This is a genomic window from Rhodococcus sp. 4CII (assembly GCF_014256275.1).
GTDB classification, from domain to species: Bacteria; Actinomycetota; Actinomycetes; order Mycobacteriales; family Mycobacteriaceae; genus Rhodococcus_F; species Rhodococcus_F wratislaviensis_A.
The window spans coordinates 5,782,706-5,802,035 of sequence record NZ_JACCFE010000002.1 but is presented as its reverse complement, the minus strand read 5'-3'; the positions used below and the strand labels follow the sequence as shown (position 1 = coordinate 5,802,035).

The 19,330-nt window shown below is 71.5% G+C and carries 11 protein-coding genes and 1 pseudogene; 4 read left to right on the top strand and 8 right to left on the bottom strand.

Annotated elements, in window-relative coordinates:
• Positions 1 to 38: 38 nt before the first annotated feature.
• From recD to recC, 3 genes are read right to left on the bottom strand one after another with little or no spacing between them, the layout of a single operon-like run.
• Positions 39 to 1,910, bottom strand: coding sequence for an exodeoxyribonuclease V subunit alpha (gene recD / locus H0B43_RS27610; RefSeq protein WP_185725016.1), 1,872 nt, complete (start codon positions 1,908 to 1,910; stop codon positions 39 to 41).
• Positions 1,907 to 5,257 carry a UvrD-helicase domain-containing protein gene (locus H0B43_RS27605; protein ID WP_185725018.1) on the bottom strand — a complete coding sequence of 1,117 codons (3,351 nt, stop codon included), beginning with the start codon at positions 5,255 to 5,257 and terminating at the stop codon, positions 1,907 to 1,909. The genes recD and H0B43_RS27605 overlap by 4 nt, the downstream gene beginning before the upstream one ends.
• Positions 5,215 to 8,475: an exodeoxyribonuclease V subunit gamma gene (gene recC / locus H0B43_RS27600; protein WP_185725019.1), complete on the bottom strand. Its 3,261-nt coding sequence runs from the start codon at positions 8,473 to 8,475 to the stop codon at positions 5,215 to 5,217. Before recC ends, H0B43_RS27605 begins: the two co-directional genes overlap by 43 nt.
• 162 nt (positions 8,476 to 8,637) lie before the next feature.
• Between recC and H0B43_RS27595 the strand changes: the two genes are divergently transcribed.
• Complete coding sequence (locus tag H0B43_RS27595; RefSeq protein ID WP_185725020.1) at positions 8,638 to 9,540, top strand: MSMEG_6728 family protein; 903 nt, start codon at positions 8,638 to 8,640, stop codon at positions 9,538 to 9,540.
• 12 nt (positions 9,541 to 9,552) lie between these two features.
• Here the strand turns inward: H0B43_RS27595 and H0B43_RS27590 are convergent, their stop codons facing one another.
• Positions 9,553 to 10,650, bottom strand: coding sequence for a GIY-YIG nuclease family protein (locus H0B43_RS27590; RefSeq protein WP_185725021.1), 1,098 nt, complete (start codon positions 10,648 to 10,650; stop codon positions 9,553 to 9,555).
• A gap of 135 nt (positions 10,651 to 10,785) precedes the next feature.
• On the opposite strand from H0B43_RS27590, the gene H0B43_RS27585 reads away from it, so the two are divergent.
• Positions 10,786 to 11,055 carry an ANTAR domain-containing protein gene (locus tag H0B43_RS27585; RefSeq protein WP_185725023.1) on the top strand — a complete coding sequence of 90 codons (270 nt, stop codon included), beginning with the start codon at positions 10,786 to 10,788 and terminating at the stop codon, positions 11,053 to 11,055.
• A 120-nt stretch (positions 11,056 to 11,175) separates the two neighbouring features.
• Positions 11,176 to 11,682: a hypothetical protein gene (locus H0B43_RS27580; protein WP_185725024.1), complete on the top strand. Its 507-nt coding sequence runs from the start codon at positions 11,176 to 11,178 to the stop codon at positions 11,680 to 11,682.
• A 32-nt stretch (positions 11,683 to 11,714) separates the two neighbouring features.
• On the opposite strand, the gene H0B43_RS27575 is transcribed toward H0B43_RS27580, so the two are convergent.
• Positions 11,715 to 11,987, bottom strand: coding sequence for a hypothetical protein (locus tag H0B43_RS27575; protein ID WP_185725025.1), 273 nt, complete (start codon positions 11,985 to 11,987; stop codon positions 11,715 to 11,717).
• 63 nt (positions 11,988 to 12,050) lie between these two features.
• On the opposite strand from H0B43_RS27575, the gene H0B43_RS43255 reads away from it, so the two are divergent.
• Positions 12,051 to 12,200: an Rv1535 domain-containing protein gene (locus H0B43_RS43255; protein ID WP_397517548.1), complete on the top strand. Its 150-nt coding sequence runs from the start codon at positions 12,051 to 12,053 to the stop codon at positions 12,198 to 12,200.
• Between the two features lie 50 nt (positions 12,201 to 12,250).
• Here H0B43_RS43255 and H0B43_RS43250 read toward each other — a convergent pair.
• The 3 genes and pseudogenes from H0B43_RS43250 to dhaL all read right to left on the bottom strand — a co-directional run.
• Positions 12,251 to 14,530 (bottom strand): annotated as a pseudogene (locus H0B43_RS43250) (cation-translocating P-type ATPase); the annotation flags it as partial.
• A 2,139-nt stretch (positions 14,531 to 16,669) separates the two neighbouring features.
• Positions 16,670 to 17,464: a hypothetical protein gene (locus H0B43_RS27565; RefSeq protein WP_185725026.1), complete on the bottom strand. Its 795-nt coding sequence runs from the start codon at positions 17,462 to 17,464 to the stop codon at positions 16,670 to 16,672.
• Positions 17,465 to 17,588: 124 nt separating this feature from the next.
• Positions 17,589 to 19,322, bottom strand: coding sequence for a dihydroxyacetone kinase subunit DhaL (gene dhaL, locus H0B43_RS27560; RefSeq protein WP_185725028.1), 1,734 nt, complete (start codon positions 19,320 to 19,322; stop codon positions 17,589 to 17,591).
• Between the last annotated feature and the right edge of the window lie 8 nt (positions 19,323 to 19,330).

Sequence of the window (19,330 nt, the reverse complement as noted above, 5' to 3'; positions counted from 1 at the left end):
CACCCTCGCCGTCGTGATCTCGTCGACGCGCAACCGTGTTACAGAATCGCCCGCCGAAGCCCGCTGGCCCGCAGGACCCGGCGTTGCACTCCCGCCCGCACTGCGTCCTCCGCTCCGATGATTCGCACGTGCTTCCGGGCACGGGTGATCGCGGTGTACAGCAATTCCCGGGTCAGCAGGGAGGATGCCGCACCGGGCAGTACCACGGTCACCGTGTCGTACTGGCTGCCCTGACTGCGGTGAATCGTCATCGCGTACACGGTCTGCACGGCGGCGAGGTGCGTTGGGTGCAACAGGAACGGTTCGGCGCCCCGCAGGAAGGCGGCAGCGAGTTCGTCGTCGTCGCGCCGCACGATCACCCCGGTGTCGCCGTTGTAAATCTTCGTATCGTGATCATTGGCAGTCACCATCAGCGGCTGGCCCGGATACCAGCGATCCGGGTCCAGCCACTGCCCTGTCGCCGCGCCGATCCACTCCATTGCCTGCCGCGCCCACCGCTGCACGCCGTACGGACCCTCCCGGTGCGCACACAGCAACCGGTGCGTCTCCGAATGCTGCAGTGCAGCAGCTGCATCGCCCAATTCTGCGGCGCCGGTGACCGCGGCCGCCGTGCCCACCACATCCGACCGCAGCGCGTCGAGGTCGTCCGGATCGTGAAAGGACACCTCGGGGGCACCCTCGCCACGCAGGATCTCGATCACCCGGTCCTCGTCCCCGTCTCGCACCGCGACCGCCAGTGTCGCGATGCCACCGCCGAACCGGCGTCCGCGGCTGAGCCGGACCACCCCGCCCCGCAGCCGGTCGCGCTCGCCCGCACCCAGGGACGCTTCGAGGGGGTCGTCCGCGGCGTCCAAGTCGTCCCCGACGACCCGCGCGAGCACCGGATTCTCGGTTCCCGAGACGGGCCGCCCCACCAGATCCGCGAGAACGGCGCCCGCATCGACGGACGTCAGCTGATCCGGATCACCGACGAGCACCAGGTGGGTGTCGGGCCGGACGGCCTCGAGAAGCCGGCACATCATCGTCAGCGACACCATCGACGTCTCGTCGACGACGATCACGTCGTACGGCAGGTGATTGTTCGTGTTGTAGCGGAATCTGCTGCCGCGCCCCCGCTGCCACCCCAGCAGCCGGTGCAGCGTCATCGCGGCCAAGTCGGGCGGCAGCCCGAGTGTGTCGGCCTGCTCGCGCACGGCCTCCTGCAATCGCGCCGCGGCCTTACCAGTGGGGGCGGCGAGCGCGATGCGCCGCCTCGGTCCCGGTTGCCTCGCCAGCAGCGCCAGCACCCGGGCGACGGTGTGCGTCTTGCCCGTTCCCGGTCCGCCGACGATCACGGACGTCCACTGTGTGGCGGCCACCGCGGCAGCGATCCGCTGCCGATCCGGTGACGGCGACGGCGCCCCGACGTCGTGCTGGTCGCGGAACAGCGCGTCCAACCCGTCCCGCAGCGCATGCTCGTCGACGAGCGGGTGCCCGACGGCACGCTGGTCGAGCACCCGCCGGATGGTCGCTTCCTGCCGGAAGTACCGGTCGAGATACAGCAGCCCGCCCTCCGCGGTGTCGACGAGCCGCAGCGGTCGCAGCGGACCCGCCGCGCCACCCGTGACCAGCGGGCTCCGGCGCAGGGCCTCGACGACAGCCGAGTCTTCCGGCCAGGGCAGCGCGTCGAGGTCGACCTCGGACTCCTCGTCGACCGTCACCTCCCGGATCCGCGTCAGGTCCAGGCACACCGAACCGGCCCGCACCGCGCGAACCGCCAGCGCCGTCGCCAGCACGACGTCTTCCGAGGGTTCGCCCCCGAGCGCTGACAACCGCAACGCGACGTGCACGTCCGCCGCGGCGAGCACACCGGCCTCGTTGAAGATCCGCAGCCGCCCCTTGCCGCGCTGCGCCACCTGCACCTCCGTCATGGCGTCCCCTCGGGCTCGCTGGCCGACCCGGACAGCAGATCGGACAGTTCGGTGATCAGCGCGGCCGGGGGTGCCCAGTCGAAGACGCCGCAGCCGGGTGGGGTGCCGGGGCCGACCATTCCGCGAACGAACAGGTACTGGACCCCGCCGAGGTGGACTGCGGGATCGTAATCCGGCTGCCGCCAGCGCAGGTAGCGATGCAACGCAACGGAATACAGCAGTGCCTGCAGCGGGTAGTGCGCCCGCAGCATTTCGGCGGCCATGTTGTCGCGGGTGTAGTGGGCGGTGGTCAGCTCCCCCTGCGCGAGGCGGTTGGTCTTGTAGTCGACCACGACGTATCGCGGCCCGGGCAGCCGCAGCACGGCGTCGATGCTGCCGGTGAGGTATCCGCGCAGGGGTGTCGGTTCGAGGGTCAGCACGGCGTCGGCATACGACCGCAGCGGGTCGTCGTCGGACAGGTGCGTGCGCAGCAGTCTGCCGACACGGTCGAGCATCACGGTCAGCGAGGGCGTGTCGCCGCCGGCGAGGGGCAGCTCGAAGTCGAGTTCCGCCAACAGGTCCGCCGGGGCGAGGTCGGCGAGTGTGCGCCCGGCCCCCGCCCCGAGAGGAGTCCGCAGCACCGGGACCAGTGCGGAGGCCAGCTGAGCCGGATCGATGTCCGAGAGCGTCGACGCGATCACGTCGCGGCAACACCGTAGGACTTCGTCGTCCAGATCGGGCGCTGCGGTGTCGACGATCTCGAAGACGGCGTGGACGAGCGTGCCGAACGTCGCGCCGCCCGGCAAGTCGTTCATCGTCGACGGCACACCCGTAGTGACGTCGGCGGGGGCCTGCAGCGGTGGCTCGTCCGGCTCGTCCGTCTTCTCGTCGACCTCCGCCTCACTTCCCACGGCGGGCGCGTCGTGCGCGGACGCGGTCAACGCCGAATACGACGTGCGACGCCAGCGCATGTCGAGCAGTCGGCGAAACCGCGCGGCCTCCAGATCTCCGCTGGGCTCGCGCTGCGGGGTCCACCCGACCCGCGCGATCGGTTCCGACCCCACCGCCTCGACCGTCACCGTCTCCGGCGCCGCCGAACCCCACTCCGACAACCGTTCCGCGACAACCGGATCCTCGGGAACGACGGCCTTCTGCGGGACCTCACGCTGCCCGGGCCTGCGCCCCAGAATCATCCGGTGCAGCGGCGCGCCCGCTGTCGTGAACCCCGGCGCCCACCACACCACGAGCCCGCACATCGCCCGGGTGACCGCGACGTACAGCAGCCGAAGTTCCTCCCCCGCCTCTTCGGCGTCGTGCCGGTTCCTGCGGTCGGCGTAGCCGGGGCTGCCCGGACCGCCGACGTCGAGGATGCGCCGACCGTCGTCGTCGTGCAGGAGCAGTTTGCTCGGTTTCGAAATCTTGGCGGCGTCCCACGCGTAGGGCAGGTAGACGAGCGGGAATTCGAGGCCTTTGCTGGCGTGGACTGTCGCGATCTGCACGGCGGTGGCGTCGCTGTCGAGTCGCCGGCTGCGGTCTACCCCACCCGAGGTCGGGTCCTTCATCCGTTCGGTCAGCCAGCGGGTGACGGCCGTCAGACCGAGCGACTGCTCGACGGCGGCACTGTTGAGCAACTGCGCCACGTGCCGCAGATCGGTCAGTGCCCGTTCTCCCGCCGCGACCCGGAGCAGTCTCGCCTCCAGGGCGGCGACCGCGGACAGTCGTTCGAACAGTGCCGCGAAACCGGACTGGGCGAACACCGCGCCGAGTTCGCGCAGCAGGCCCCCGACCTCTGCGACGATGTCGTCGCCGCGGGCGTCGAGTTCCTCGGCCGAATGTCCGAGCAGCGGTGTGAGCGCCGCCAGCCGCACCCGGTCGGCGCGGTGCGGTTGCTCGATGGCCTGCAGGATCCAGAGCCAGTGCTGCGCAGCCGGAGTGGTGAAGACACTGGCCCCGCCGGCCAGTACGGACGGCACCCCCGCCCGGTCGAGGGCGTCGTGGACGAGTGCGATCTGGGCGTTGGTGCGCACCAGCACGGCGATGTCGCCGGGTTCGACCGGCCGGGCGCTGCCCCCGACGTCGAGCGTCGCACCGCCATCGAGGAGGGCGACGATGTCGGCGGCGAGGTCGGCGGCGATCCGCTCCCGGAGCGGCCCCACCGCCGGATACCCCGATTTGTTGAGCGGGCCCGCGCCGGTCCGGGGAAGGTACCGCAGCCGCAGCGGCGCGGCGCCCGTGAGCCGCGACTTCGGTCTCGCACCGTCGACACGGTGCACCACGATCTCGGGATGCCCGAGTGCGGCGCCGCCGTGAAGGTATTCGAGGCCGTCGAGCAGTTCCTGATCGCTGCGCCAGTTGGTGGTCAACTCCTGGTGCCGATCGGCCGACCGCACCGCGTCGAGGTAGCTGAGCACCTCCGCCCCGCGGAAGGCGTAGACGGCCTGCTTCGGATCGCCGACGAGTACCAGTGTGCCGTTGCCGTGGAAGGTCCGGCGCAGAATGTCCCACTGCAGCGGGTCGGTGTCCTGGAACTCGTCGACCAGCACGACCCCGTACCGTTCGCGGACGCGCCGGCAGGCCGCCGCACCGTGTGCGGGGTCGCTGAGGACGCGGTGCAGGAGCATCGGCAGATCGTCGAAGTCGCGCAGCCCGACCGCGCGTTTGCGCCGCTCGACCTCGGCGCGCACCGCCTCGGCGAACGCCACCCGTTCCCCGGCCGGGGTGCCCCGTGCGTCTTCGGGGGCGAGCACGGCCTGCGGGTCGAAGATGGCAGCCCTGGCGGCGGCGGTAGCCTCGGCCGGAGTGAACGGCGCGACCTCGACGCGGCTGTAGGCCCGCAGGTACAGGTCGTCGATCACCTCGGCCGTAAGGTCGTCGGCCGCCTCGACCAGCACCGTGTCGGGGTCGCGCTCGCCGGCGATGCCGAGCCCGTCGAGCATGCGCTGGCAGAAACTGTGCGTGGTGACGATGGTGGCGGCGTCGAAATCCGACAGCGCCTGCAGCAGGCGCCGGCGCCGCACCGTCACCTCCTCGGCGTCACCGTCGGCGAGGTGCCGGATCAGGTGATCCGCACTCAGGCGCGCCGCCGCCGGATCGGCCAATGCGGCTGCGGCCGAACCGAATCGCTCACGGGTGCGTTCGCGCAACTCCTGCGTCGCGGCCCGGCTGAACGTGACCAGCAGCAGCTGCGACAGGGCCACCGCGCCCTCGGCGACGAAGCGGGCGGCCAGGCCGACGATCGCGTACGTCTTGCCGGTACCGGCGTTCGCCTCGAGTACCGTCGTCCCCTCCGGCAGCGGGCCGAGGAGGTCGAATCCGCCGGCGCCGGTCACGGCTGCGCCATCGTCTCTGCGGTGAGCAGCGGCGCCCACAGTTGTCGTGCGTAGTTCTCGATGGTCACCGAATCACCGAGCACGTCGAGACCGGGAGACGCTCCGTAGACGTAGGTGATGTGCCGGTCCCGTGCGTCACCGAAATCACTGCTCCACTCCTTCCGGGCCGCCTCCATCGCCTCCTCGACGCTGCTGCCGCCGTACCGTCGTTCGGCGTAGGCCGCGGACGCCCCCGTGGCGATGGGCAGCGGCGCGTGCAGACCCCGATCGCGCAATTCGACGAGGCGCACCAATTCCTCCACCGGGTTCTCCGGTGCGGTGAGGGTCGAGCGCCACGCCGGACGGCTGTACGCACCCCGGCCGGTGGTGACGGCGGTCCACTCGGTTCCACCGTCGGAAGCCGCCACTGCCAGCAACTGCGCCCACGCGGTGAGCCGATGCTTCGGCCCCAGCCTCGAATACGTGGTGCTCGCGATGACCGACCCGTGCACGCCGCCGACCGTCCCGGTGAGCCGACGACCCGAACCGAGGTCGACATCGACGTCGACGGATTCCGCGCGGCCGACGTGCACCGACCCGCTGACGGCGACGAGCGACTCCACCGCGTGCTCGATTCCCCCCAGCACCGACTCCCCCAATGCGAACGGCGGCAACGTCCCCCGGCGCCACTCCGCGGCGCGGAAATCGCCCAGCTCGACCCCCGCCAGCCTCGCGACGAGCATCCGCTGGCCCAGATCCCAGCGGGCCAGCGGATCGGGCGCGATGTCCAGCGCGTCGGCGAGGTCCTCGTCCACGTCGGGAACCCGCAACCCGAGCCGTTGCCGCAGAAACGCCTGCGTCGGGTGCACCAGGAACGCGATGAGATCGGCGAGATCGACGTCCCCCACCGGCGGCGGCACCAGCGGCGCCGGCAGGAACCCGGGCTCCGGCTCCGGCGGATGCTGCGTGGCGCGGGCCCCCGCCAGCGCACCCCGATCGAAACTGAACGGACGCTCCGGCCGGAAGTTCCGGGCATCGAACGGCTGCAACGGATGCCGGGTCACGATTCCCGGGAGAGCGTCCCGCCCGACCGTCGCGGCCACCGCGTCGAGGAGCTCGGACAACGGGATCGCCGGCGGCCGGGTCATGCCGCTGACGGGATCGGCGCCCGTGTAGAACAGCAGCAGCTTCTCACTCGCGGACATGACGGCATCGAGCAGCAACTGCCGATCCTCGCTCCGCGGGTCACGTTCGCCGAGAAGCGGATTGCGGGCCAGCACGTCGTCGCCGTCCACGCTCACACCCCGCGGGAACACCTCGTCGTCGAGACCGAGGAGAACGACGACGCGGTGCGGCACCGACCGCATCGGCACCATCGTGCACACCGTCAGCTCCCCCGTGCGAAAGTTCGCGCGGGTGGGACGGCCCGCGAGCCGGGTGGCCAGCATGGCGCGCACGTCCGACAGCCGCAGGACCGTGCCGCCGCCGTGCTCCATCGCGGCTCCGAGCTCGCGTCGCGCCTGCGCCAGTTGCCACGCGTCGGCGGCGGCGACGTCGACGAGAAGGTCCAACGCCCGGGTGAGGGCGCTCGACCACGCCGCGACCGACTGTGGTCCGCCGAGCCCCCGCAACGCGACGTCGAGCCGGTCGACGAACTCCGCCAGCCGCCCGGTGAGGTCGATGTCGTTGCTGTCGACGTCGTCGAGGGGAAGGGCCAGCGCGAGCCATTCGCTCTCCGACTCGTCGGCGGCGGCGCCGAGCAGGATGCGGTCGAGTGCGGTGGTGAACGTGTTCTGCGGAAAGTCGCCGAGACCGAACGCGGCGCGCTGCCGCGGTCCGATTCCCCACCGCGCGCCCGTCGCCGTGGCCCACTCCCGGATCCGTTCGAGGTCGTCGTCGCCGAACCGGAACCGCCTGCGTACCGGGGCGGCCGCCGACAGGTCCAGCACCTGGCTCGCCGTGACCCGCGCGTCGGCCAGCGCGAGCAGCGTCGACACCACGGCCAGGACCGGATTGGTTTGGTGCAGAGCACGATCCGCGAGCCGGACCCGAAGACGGTGGCCGGGATGACCGAGCACGTCCTGCCCGAACGCGGCGCGGATCAGCGGCGCGTACGACTCTACGTCGGGGCACATCACGAGCACGTCGCGCGGCTCGAGACTCGGATCGTCCTCGAAGAGATGCAGCAGGCATTCGCGCAGGACCTCCACCTGACGCGCCGGACCGTGGCAGGCATGCACCTGGACGGACGAGTCGGCCGTGCACTCGGCGAGCGCGGGTGCACGATCGTCCCTGATGTCCGCCTGCAGGCGTCCCAGGAGGGAATCGGGCGGCGGCGGCGCCTCGTGGTGGACATCGTCGAGGTCGAGACGGGTCAGCCTCGACTCGAGTTCGCGAACGTCGCGGGCCAGACTGGAGAGCAGCGGGTGCGCGACGGACAGCGCGGTGTGGTCGTCGGCGCGCGCGAGGACGCCGTCCGGCGCGGCCGAGGCCGACCACATGGCCGGGCTCGGATGCGGAAGCCACAGGTGCACATCGCGATTCACGGCGAGCGCGGCGAGCACCGAGAGCTGGTCGGTCGCGAGCCGGGTCGGACCGAACAGCGACAGCCGGTCGGGGAGCTCAACGAGCCGCGGTTCCTCGCGCAGCCGGGCACAGGCCGGCTCGAGCCGCTCCGCGGGCGCCGGGCCGCCGATGCGCTCGCGCATCCGTCGCCACAGTTCGGCCTGCCAGAGAAGGTCGTCGTCGAGCACGCCCCCGGCCCCGTCGGTGTCGCGGCCACCTGCCCAGTCGACCAGCATCGCGGGTCGCTGAGCGCCGTAGCTCCGGAACAGATCGGTCAGGTGCGACGCGGTGGCGTAGCGCCTGCCGGGCCGGTGATCGTCCGGGTTCTGGTCCGGCAGGCCGTGCCCGAGATGCTTGGCGAGAACCGCGCACCAGGGCTCGCCGAGGCAGCGGTCGACGACCTCGAGCAGTGCCCACAGCATGCGCGAGGGCGCCCACGGGTCGTCCTCGGCGGATACACCGGTGGCCGCCGCGAGGCACTCGTCCACGAGCCGGGTCGGTGACGGGAAGTCGATGTTCGCGGCCACGCCGTCACCGAGATCGCCCCGCGCCCCGAGCACCGTCGACAGTCGCTGCGTGAGCCAGCGCTCCACACCCTTCGCCGGGACCGCGACGATCTCACGGGCGAACGGATCGGACAGCGGGGTCGCGAGCACGTCGCCGAGTGCCGACGCGAGGGTGGTGGAACGCTCGGCGCGATGCAGTACGAGCACATGACCTCCCCTCGCTCCCCAACTCCGTTCGGCTCAGACTTACCACACCCCACCGACTCGGGAGGTCCACCCTCCGCAGGCGAGTGGCAATGTGTGCGGGGCGCGCATTCGCACTCACGTGCGGGTTAACCTGGTTCCGACCGTTCCGGCCCGGGAGGCAGGATGCAGACATTCGTGCCCGACCCGGGGTTCGCCCGCAGCGGCGCGCTGCTCGACGACCGGCGGCTGGGCAAGCAACGGGTGGAAACCTTTCAGATTCTCCGGGCCCTCGTGTGGCCTTCGTACGGGTGGAAGAACCATCCCGCGACCGCGATGTGGCGAGGCTTCACCCCCGCGCTCGTCACGTACGGCGTCGCGATGTGCCGCGAGTGGTCCGCGCGCGGTCACACCGACGCGCTCGCGCCTCAGCTGCTCGAGTACACGGGTGGGCGACTCGACTCGTTCGAGCATCTCCGCGACCACGGGCTGCTGCCACCGTGGGTCGGCGACGGCGCCGTCCACGCCAGTCACCGCCGCGTCCTCGCCGAGAAGGCACCCGACGCCTACCCGCGGTCGTGGAGCGGAGACGGCGGATACGTCTGGCCGACGCCCGTGTACCCGCGGTGGCCCGTCCGCGGCGCCGACCCGCGCGAGGTGCTGACTCCCGCGGAAGCCGAGACACTGGCCGGCAGCTCGGACACGCGGGACCTCCTGCGCAGTCTGCACCTCGGCCGGTCCGCCTCGACCGACTCACCGGATCCGGCGACGGTCGTCGCAGCGAGCCTGGTGCGTCCCGGATTGACGGCGGTGCTGCTCGACGCCGATCCCGTTCCCGACGACGCCGAGACACCCGCGGCGACGGCGGACGACGCCGGTGCCGCGACCCCGTCGATCGCCCGGCAACCGACTCCGGAAGATCGCGAGGCGATGGAGAGCGAGGCGACCGATCCACGCCGCATCCGGTTCTTTCGCCGCGGCCAAACGGTTCCGAGCGCCGAACGATATGGACTGGTCGTCTCGTCGTCGAGCACGCCGCCGCAGGGGCTCGACTCGATTCCCCTGCTGCACCTGCGCACCCCCACGTGAGTGGCAGTCACATCAGCGGCCGGGGCGCGCCTGAGTGAGGTGCGGAACCCAGCCGTGGGTTGGCCACTTCTTCAGACCGACCTTGGCCGGGACGATCCGCTTGTTCACGAACTGCGACTCCAGTTCGGTGTCGGACTCGCCCGTGAACCGCCACAGCGATGCGTCACCCGGCCGCGCGACCGACGACCAGGATTTGGCCCGGTAGGCGGCGCGAACGATGTTGTCCGCGAACACGATCACCGGGATGTCGTCGGTGTTGCGCACGGCCGCACCGGCCGCCCAGGCCCCGCGGGAGAGTTCGTACACCTGCTCCGACGTCACGCCGCGCCGGGACGCGGCGGGCACCTCGAGGACTACGCACGGGGTCGGCAGGTTCGGCACAGGTTCTGCTGCGTACTGCAACACGAGGTCGTCGACGGGCACCGCGCGATGCTCGCCGACGCCGGCGGCAAGGTTGGCGAGCTCGGCACCCTCGTTCAGCCCCAGCGCTCCCACCACGCCGTCACGCACGGCGTCGGCGACGCCACCGCTGTCGGCGACCCGGTGCGCCACGATGTAGTGCTCGACCTCGTGACCGGAATCGAAGATCTCCCGGATGCGGGCGATCGTCGCGGCCTTCACCTCGGCGCCGTCGGTGTCCGGATCCTCCAGCGTCTGACGGTGCTCGTTCTCGGCCAACGCCTCCCACACGTAGCCGTACACCCGCGTGCCCCGTCCGGTGCCGACGTAGAACACTGACCTGTTGCGGGGGTCGAGCAGCGCGTAGACGTAGGTGCCGAGTTCCTCGCCCACCCGCTTCGGGAACGGTTGCGGCGCGTGCCGGGTCTGATACACCTCTTTCAGGATCAGGCGCAGCGCTGCCAGTTTCAACGCGACGGGGACGCCGCCCTCGATGCCGTCGAACAACGCGGTCGCCGCGCCCTGCACCGAGGAGAAGGTGTGCCCGATGTGCCGTTCCAGCGACTTCGTGACATCCGCGAACTGCGCGAACCGCACCCGGGGATCCGGGGACGCGTTGTCGAGATCGTTGGACGCGAGGAAGGTCTGGACCTCGGCATTGTCGAGCCAGCGAGAAGTGATGTCGATCGGGATCGTCCAGACGGTAGCCATGCCCCTACCGTAAGGGAAAAGTTCCGTGAAGAACTCGGGCGAGTAATGCGCCTGGCGATTCGAACCCTTTCGACGTACGACATGGTGCGGGAAGATGGAGTGGTACCCGCTCCGACGCAGGTTGGGAGATCTTTCATGACAGCACCCAGCTACTCCACCCGTACGGCCGTCGACATCGCCGTCGGGATCCTCATCGGCGTCCGCGGATGCTCCGAGAACGAGGCGTTCGCCGAACTCGCGGAGACGTCCCGGCAACACAAAGTCGCCCTCGCCCGCACCGCACGCGCGTTGATCGCGTTCAGTCAGACTCACCATCACGACCTTCCCGCCTCCGACGTCACCGCGGCGGCCCTGCATTGGAGCAACGCCACCCCGTACCGGGGCGCGTTCGGCACGGCGGCGTAGGGCCGATGTGCGGTGAAGTCTGAGAATTCTCTGGCTTCGACGGCGCGATGCCCCGCAACCCTTCAGACTCGATGTGAGAACCGAACGACCTGCGCACCGAGAGACGAAGAGGTAACTGAGTTGACGATCCGCAAGATCACGGTTGCCGCGGTAGCGATCGCCGCAGCCCTCACGATGTCCGCCTGTGGTTCCGACGAGCCCTCCAGCTCGAACGCGACCACCAAGTCCACCACCGCATCGGCGGCCGAGACCACGGCCGACCTCGAACTGCCGACCGCAGCCGATCTCAACGCCCTACTGGCGAAGGGGCTCGACCCGGCGACTCCGCTCGACGAGAAGATCGCCATGGTGGAGGGGTCCGAGCAGGATCCGAACCTGTTCAACCAGGTCGCCGCCGCCGCGCAGCAGGCGGGTGCGCAGGTACAGGTGCTGGACCCGGTGATCGACAACGGCGACGGGAGCGCGAGCGCGCAACTGCAGTTGACGATCAACGGCCAGGTTCAGCAGAACACCCTGCCCGCCATCTTCGTTCCCGGCGAGAACGGGACGTGGAAATTGTCGAAGGCAACGGCATGCTCGATCGTGGCAATCGCGCAGCTGACGTCGCCGGCGTGCCCGCCCGCCTGATTCCGTCCGTCCGCGTCGGACGCCTTTCCGTGTCAGACGCCTTCCAGGGCTTCCCCGATCTCCTGGACGGCCCGGTTGTGCTGATCGGTAATCAGGATGTGTCCTGCCGCGATGGTCAGCGCAACCGGCCATTCGATGATTTCGACGGCGGCGAGCAGGCCGATCGCGGCGAAGAATGCCAACTGCTCGGGGCGGGGCAGCGGCACCCGGCCGAGGACCGGTAGCTGGACCGCGAAGCTGCGGGCTTCGCGGACCCGCTGCACGGCGTCGCTCTGTGACTCCGCCTCCGACGTTCGTTGGGTCATCGTTCGTCTCCCTTGTCCGTGCCGTTTCCCTGTGCGCCACCTTGATCGCGGACCGTTGCAGGCGTGCTGAGTTCCGTCGCCCAAACCGCCGTTGGTGTCTTCTCCGCTGCATCGGACCCGTTCACCGGCGCGGTGACCCGGGTGCTGACTCCACCGCTGCGGGAGGTGTACGCCGTGCTGCTCCGGGCGGGTGTGATCGAGATCGTCGACTGATCGCCCGCGAACTTTTCCAGCAACCCCGGTGCGAGGGCGGCGGCCGCGGTCGCGGCGCCCGCGCACCCCAGCGCCTGGGCCCAACCGAGCGGCCCGAGCGGGGTGCACCCCAGGAGCTGACTGACGCCGGGCGTGCTGACCATGACGGTGAGCGCGACGAGTGAACCGCCCGCAGTGAGCACGACGAGCGGGCTTCGCGAATCGATGAGCGTCTGCCCGAGCTGGGTGCCGACCAGTGCCACCAGCCCGACCGTCGACGCCCGGCGTTGCCTGCCCGTCACGCTCGCCAGCGCCCATGCCGTCGTCGCACCAGCCGCCGTGGCCGTGCCGCGGATCGCGACGGTCCGCCACAGCGCGGCACTGTCCGGGCCGCGGCCCTCGCCTCGAGCCCGCTCGTTGGGCGGACTCACCGCGAGCGCGGCCGCCGGCAGCGCGTCCGTGAGCACGTTCACCAGCAGGAGCTGGCGCGCGGTCAGCGGCGACCGTCCGGCGATCGCACTACCGACCAGGGCGAACGCCACCTCCCCCGCGTTCCCGCCGAGCAGTACCGACACTCCCGCCTGCACCCGCCGCCACAGTTGGCGACCCTCGTCCAGGGCGTCGAGCAGCGCGTCGACGCGGCCGTCGAGCAGCACGACGTCCGCGGCGCTCCGGGCCGGGTCGCTGCCGCGGGAGCTGACCCCGATGCCCACGCTGGCGGCCCGGATCGCCGCCGCATCGTTCGCGCCGTCGCCGACCATGGCGCAGACGTGTCCCACCCGTTCGAGGGTCTGCACGATCTGCACCTTGTTCTCCGGGGACATGCGGGCGAAGACAACGCACTTCTCGACGGCATTCTCCTGACCCCGGTGCGACAACGCGTCCCAGGCCGTCCCACTGATCACCTGCTCGGCCGACACCGGCAGTCCCAGTTCTCTCGTGATGGCGGTCGCGGTCACGGGATGGTCGCCGGTGATCAGCCGGACCCCGACCTGCAGCCGTTCCAACTCCGGCAGCAGTCCGGCCGCTTCCGGTCGCGGGGTGTCTGCCAGCCCGAGCAGTCCGACGAATTCCAGTTCGGCACCGCAGAGCTCGTCCAGGACCGCGGTGTCGGCGGCCGCGCGGCGCGCCTGGAAGGGCGTGACGGTTCGGCGGGCGACGGCGATGACACGGAGCCCGTCCGCGGCCATGCCGACGACGGTGTCGTGCACCTCGTCGGCGTCGATTCCGGCGCAGGCCTCGAGCACGACCTCCGGCGCACCCTTCAACGACAGGTGCGTGCCCGACAGCGCAGCGGAGTACGGCCGCCCGGATCGGAACGGGAGGTGGATGTGCTCGCCGTCCTCCGGGGCAAGGTCCGCCGCCGCCTCGGCGATCGCGGCGTCGGTTGCGTGTGCGGCCGGACGTCCGTCGGGTGTCACGGCACTGCGGGCCGCGCAGGCGAGCACCTCCTCGCGGTCGTGACCCGGGTGCGGGACGGCGCGGACCACCCGCAGCCGGTTCTCGCTGAGCGTGCCGGTCTTGTCGAAGCACACCACGTCGACCCGGCCCAGCGCTTCGACCGAACGCGGTGCCCGCACCAACGCGTCCGACCTCGTCAGCCTGCGTGCGGCGGCCTGCTGCGCGAGTGTCGCGACAAGCGGCAGTCCCTCGGGGACGGCCGCCACCGCGACCGCGACACCACTGGTGACCGCCTGCCGCAGTCCGGTGCCGCGCAGGAACCCGACGGCGGTAACCAGCGCACCGCCGCCGACGCTGACGGGCAGGACCCGGTCGGTGAGCGTCCTGAGCTGCGCCTGCAGACCCACGTGCGACGCGCCCGCGGGAGTGAGGGCGCCGGCGCGGCCCGCTTCCGTCGTCCCGCCCACCGCGGTGACGATCGCGGTCGCCGTGCCGGTGAGGACGGTGCTTCCCGCGAACACCATGCAGGCGCGTTCGCTGAGCGGCGCACCCGGAGTGGCCGACGTCTGTTTGACCACCGGCAGGGATTCCCCGGTGAGAGACGACTCGTCGACCTCGACACCGGCGGACTCGACCACCCGGCCGTCGGCGGGCACCACCTCGCCGGGACCGATCTCGATCACGTCCCCGGGCCGCAACCGCGAAGCCTCCACCCGTTCCGACACCCGGTGTTCGGGAACTCCGACGATCCGGTGTGCGGGCGGATCCCCCGCCGCCAGCAACCGGTTGAGCAGGCGTTCCGCATGCAGACGTTGCACCGCGGACAGCGCGGCATTGCCGACGAGGACGGAGCCCACGAGCACCGCGTCCACCGGCGACCCGAGCAGCGCGCTCGCCGCCGACCCGGTGGCGAGCACCGGCGTCAGCGGGTCGGACAGCTCGGTGCGCATGGCCCGGCCGAAGTCCCAGGCCAGCCCGACCGGCCATGCGGTGAGCCGCTCGATCACCGCGACCGGGCCCAGCACGAGGTTCACCGAGCGACGCCGCGCGCCGCCGATCCCCTCGTCCTCACGTGCGGGCAGCAGCCGGCGCACGTCCGGAACCGGCATCTCGTGCCACGCGTGGACCGGCGCCGCGGCCGGGGCCGGGGCCCGCAGCACGCCGCGTGCAAGGGAATGTCCCGTCCACACTCCGGCCGCCGCCCCGACCGTCACGGGTCCGGGTCCGCGGCCGCGCACTCCCGGCAGCATGAGGAGCGCGCCGAGTATCGACGACGCCGTCGCGATTTCCACGCCGCGCCTGCTCGCGGTCCTCGCGTCCGGCAGCGATCGCAGCACCCGCCAGGCCACGACGAGATCGTCGACGAGGAGATCCGCCGGCCAGGGCGGCGGGGCATCGGCGGCGAGGACGCCGATGCCGACATCCGCGGCGGCCAGGGCGAGTGGGGCCCGGACCGCCAGCACCGCAACGGTCGCGCCTTTCGCCCGAAGCGCCGCGACCGCATCGCGGAGGTCCGCGTCCTGTGACCCGCTCGCCGGGAACAGGTCGTCGAAGGCGGAGCGGAGACCACCGAGGGTGTCCACGTCCACCGACACCACCTGCGCTCCCGACGTCCGCGCCTGCGCGAGCACGGCCGCCGCGTGCGAGTGGTGGGCGGGGGTCACGAGCACGGCGGCGTCGTCGTCCTCGGCTGCCGCGGCGAGATCATCCGGAAGCTCTCCCAGCGCGTGCCAGCCCGCTCCGAGGGCACCGGCGTCCACAGCGGATCGGGCAGCCTCCCACACCCGGGTCCGGTCGGAATCGCGGACCGCGCGGATCGCGCTGACCCGGAGCTCGGACGTGTGCAGAACGTCGGGGTCGACGACCACGGCGTCGATACGGTCCAGGCAGCGCAGCGCTCGGGGACGCAGCGTGAGCACGTCGTGGCGATCGGCGAGTCCGCGGCCGAGCGTGGCGGCGAACACCTCACGGGCGGTGCGCGCCGCCTTCGGTGCGGCAACCAGAGCCGCGTCCGCGGCGCCCGCCACGCTGCGAGTGGCTGCCCCCACCGCCGTCGCCCCCACCAACTGGGCGACCGCCGCGCGGTCTGCGTCCCGCTCCAGCGGTCCCGACGTACGGTCGCGAGGGATTGCGACGCGGTCGGTGTCGTCGGAAGGGTTCCGCGCCAATTCGGGTTCACGCCGCCGCCATGCGCGTCGGCCCGACCAGGCCTCGGCCGTGATCGCCGACCGCAAAACCATGTCTACGGCGAGCGACGCGGGCGCCTGCCGCACCACGTCGCCGGCCGCCTGCGCGGTGGCGAGCAGCAGTTCGGCGGCGTCCGGTCCGAGCCGGTCCTCGACCATCCCGCGCAGGCGCGGCTGGTAGTTGACGAAGGTGACCGCCGCGGCCGGCACCGGCCAGGGCAGGCCGGGGATCGGAATCAGGCGGCCGGCGAGCGCCGCGACGAACCCGGTCGTCACGGCGGCCAGTGCGAGGGACCGTTCGGCGAGCGTCACGTCGTCGCCGGGAAGTTCCTTCGAACGGTCGCCGGCGGCGTCCGGGACCGACGGGCGGGCCCTATCCTCGGCGCCGGCGATCACGGTGCACAGCTCGGCCACCGACGGTCCGCTCGCGCCGACGGTCACGATCAGCCGGGACAACGACCGGTTGAGTTCCGCCCGGTCCACGCCGTCGAGGCTGCGGACGGCAGCGAGAACCCCCGCGGCCACGTCGTCGCCGCGGGCCCCCTCGAGTCCGCGGACCTCGATCCAGGCGCGACCGTGGTGGGTACTGGTCCGTCTGACCGGGGTTCCCCCCATCAGCTCGCCGGCCAGCTGCGTCGCCGTCCGGGTGGTGGTGGCCACGAGATCCGCGGCCACGGCGCCCCCGTAGGTCGCCACCCCGAGACCGAATCCGGCGCCACGCACCGGCAGCGACGCGGCGGTGCGGAGATACCCGACCGCGCCGTCGGCGATTTGCATCATGAGCTCCCATCGGCCGTGGCCACCGGCGCCGCCGACATCGGCGCGGTCATGACCGCGGTACCCACCCCAGGATATTCTCAACCGCCTCGCACCGGAACGTATTCAGGGAACTCTCAGCAAACCTCAGATACTGTTCTGCCCCAATGGAATTCGATCACCCTGCTCGGTGCGCCAGAAGTCCCACCCGTCGTAGGTCTCGACGTCGCCGCTGATGTGACTGGCAACGGCACCCGCCGCCGTCGTCGGGTCGGGGAACCGCCGGCCCTGCATCGGGCCGCGCATGATCTCCAGCGAACGGGTGTCGGGGTCGAATCGTCCGACCAGGCGGTACCCCTCGAAGTCGGCGACGACTTCGACTCGGGTATCGACCAGTTCGTCCGACACGGCGGCAGCCTTCGCCGGCTTCTTCCGGGCGGAGGCGTCGGCGGCCGCGTCCGCGCGCAGCGTCGCCGCCGTGGTGGCACGCTGCGCGTCGCTGTAGCGGCTGGGGTCCTTGTCCCCCGCCAGGCCGAGCAGGTCCCAACGCCCGCGGCCGTGCGCGACCCGGTTCAGCGGGATCGCGTGATGCCCGGTCCGCGTGCGGCCGGGGGTGTCCATCATCCACAGATCGACCTCGGCGCGGATGTCGTCCGCGACCTCGGCGGAAGGCACGATGAAGAACTCCTCGGGGGTGCTCGCGAGATCCACGAACACCCAGAACTGCGAACCGGTGTCGTCGTCGTCGAGCGATTCGTCCTGTTTACGGGCCTGCCAGTCGCCGCTCAGCTTGGAGCGCACCCGCACGATGCAACTGGTGCCGTCGTCGCCCCAGACCTGGACGGGGTTGCGTCGCGAGTGGGTGAGCCGGACTGCCTTGCCGCCCCGCTCCACGACATCGGCGATGAAGGCCTGGATTCCCCGGCTGGCGGTGTCTTCCACTGTGTACGTGTCCGTCCCTGATTCTGCGTCCCGTACGCAGGTGGAGAGAGGTGTGGCGACGGGTTTGCGCAGCACGACTCGGCGTTCTTCTCCTCACCATACGTGCCTGGTCGGGGAAGTGTGACTACCCGACCGCGCGGGCCGCGTCCGCGGCCTCGGCGAACAGCCACGACAGCACCAGCGCACCGGGGTCCACGACGCCGCGCGCCGCCTCGCCGATGTAGCTGGCCCGGCCGCGCCTCGCGGTGATGCCGGCGGTGGCCTCGGCCCCGCGGGCGGCGGCCTCTGCGGCCTCGGCCAGACCGTCGGTCGGACTGCTCCCGGTGGCGACGGCCGATTCGAGGGCGGCGACGGCGGGGGCGATCGCGTCGATCATGGTCTTGTCCCCGGGTTGCGCGCCGCCGAGTTCCTGGACGGCATCGAGGCCGGCGCGCGCCGCCGCGGTGATCGCGGCCAGATCCAGACCGTGCGGCGCGTCCGCGGCCGTCCGGTAGAACTGCCGGAACCAGACCCCGAACAGTGCCCCCGACGTGCCTCCGGCGTGCCCGAGATAGGCATCGGACAGCGACTCGAACACCGTCGCCGGGGCGTAGATGTCGCGGATCTTCCCGACGTCGACATGGTCGAGTGCCGCCACCATGTTGGTGCCGAAGTCGCCGTCACCGGCGCGGCGGTCGAGGTCGGTGAGGTCGGGCTCCTCGGCGAGCACCTTCTCCACGAATGCGCCGATCCATCTGCCCACCGCCGCACGGCCGAGCGCGCCGTCGGTGCCGGGCACCTCCGCCTCGTCCTCGCGTGATGCGACCTGCGATCGGAACTGCATCCCGGATGCGTCGGGGACGCCGCGGAATTCACCGGCCGGGGCGTTGGGCCACCCCGGCGCCGCGGTCGGGGCGTCCCACAGCTCGAGGAGCTGGTCGTCGCAGCGCACCAGTGTGACGGACGCGCCGTCCATGTCGAGGGCGGTGACGAAACTGCCGACCAGGGAGCGGCGAATCACCACTTCCCGCTCGGCGAGGTAGTCGGCGAGCTCACCGAACAGCAGTTGCAGTTCGAGCGGGTGGGCCGCGCCGAGCCCGTTGACGATCGCGATCACCTGCTCCCCCCGCTGCACGCCGAGCGAGGCGAGGACGGGGTCGGTGAGCAGGCGGACCAGTTCGGCGGCGGGCATCGCCTCCACCCGTTCGGTTCCGCGTTCGCCGTGGATGCCGATCCCCAGTTCGATCTCGCCGTCCGGGAGGTCGAACGACGGGGATTTCGCCCCGGGCAGGGTGCACGGCCGCAGGGCGACCGCCATGCTGCGGGAATTCCGGGCGGTGCGTCGCCCGAGTTCCGCGACGGTGGCGAGGTCGTCGCCGCGTTCGGCCGAAGCGCCGCAGACCTTCTCGACGGCGATCGTGGCCGCTGTGCCGCGGCGGCCCGGACCGTCCTCCCGCTCGGAGGCCACGTCGTCGTCGACGAGAACGCGCTCCACCGTGATGCCGTCCTCCGCCGCCAGATCGCCGGCGATGCGGAAGTTCAGGACGTCGCCGGTGTAGTTCTTCACGATGTGCACGACGCCGCCACCCGCGTCGACGGCCCGGGTGGCGGCCCGCACCTGCAGCGCGTTGGGTGAGCTGAAGATCAGGCCGGGGCACGCCCCGGTGAGCATGCCCCGGCCGACGAACCCCGCGTGCAGCGGTTCGTGCCCGGACCCACCGCCCGACAGCAACGCGACCTGCCCGGACGGCAACGGTTCCCGCCGCGTCAGATAACCCGGTTCCGGATGCCATTCGAGGTCGTCGGTGGTGGCGACGGCCCCGCGGAGCGCGTCGACGACGAAGGACTTGGGCGAGTTCAGGAACTGTGGGTGCGCCATGCTCCCAG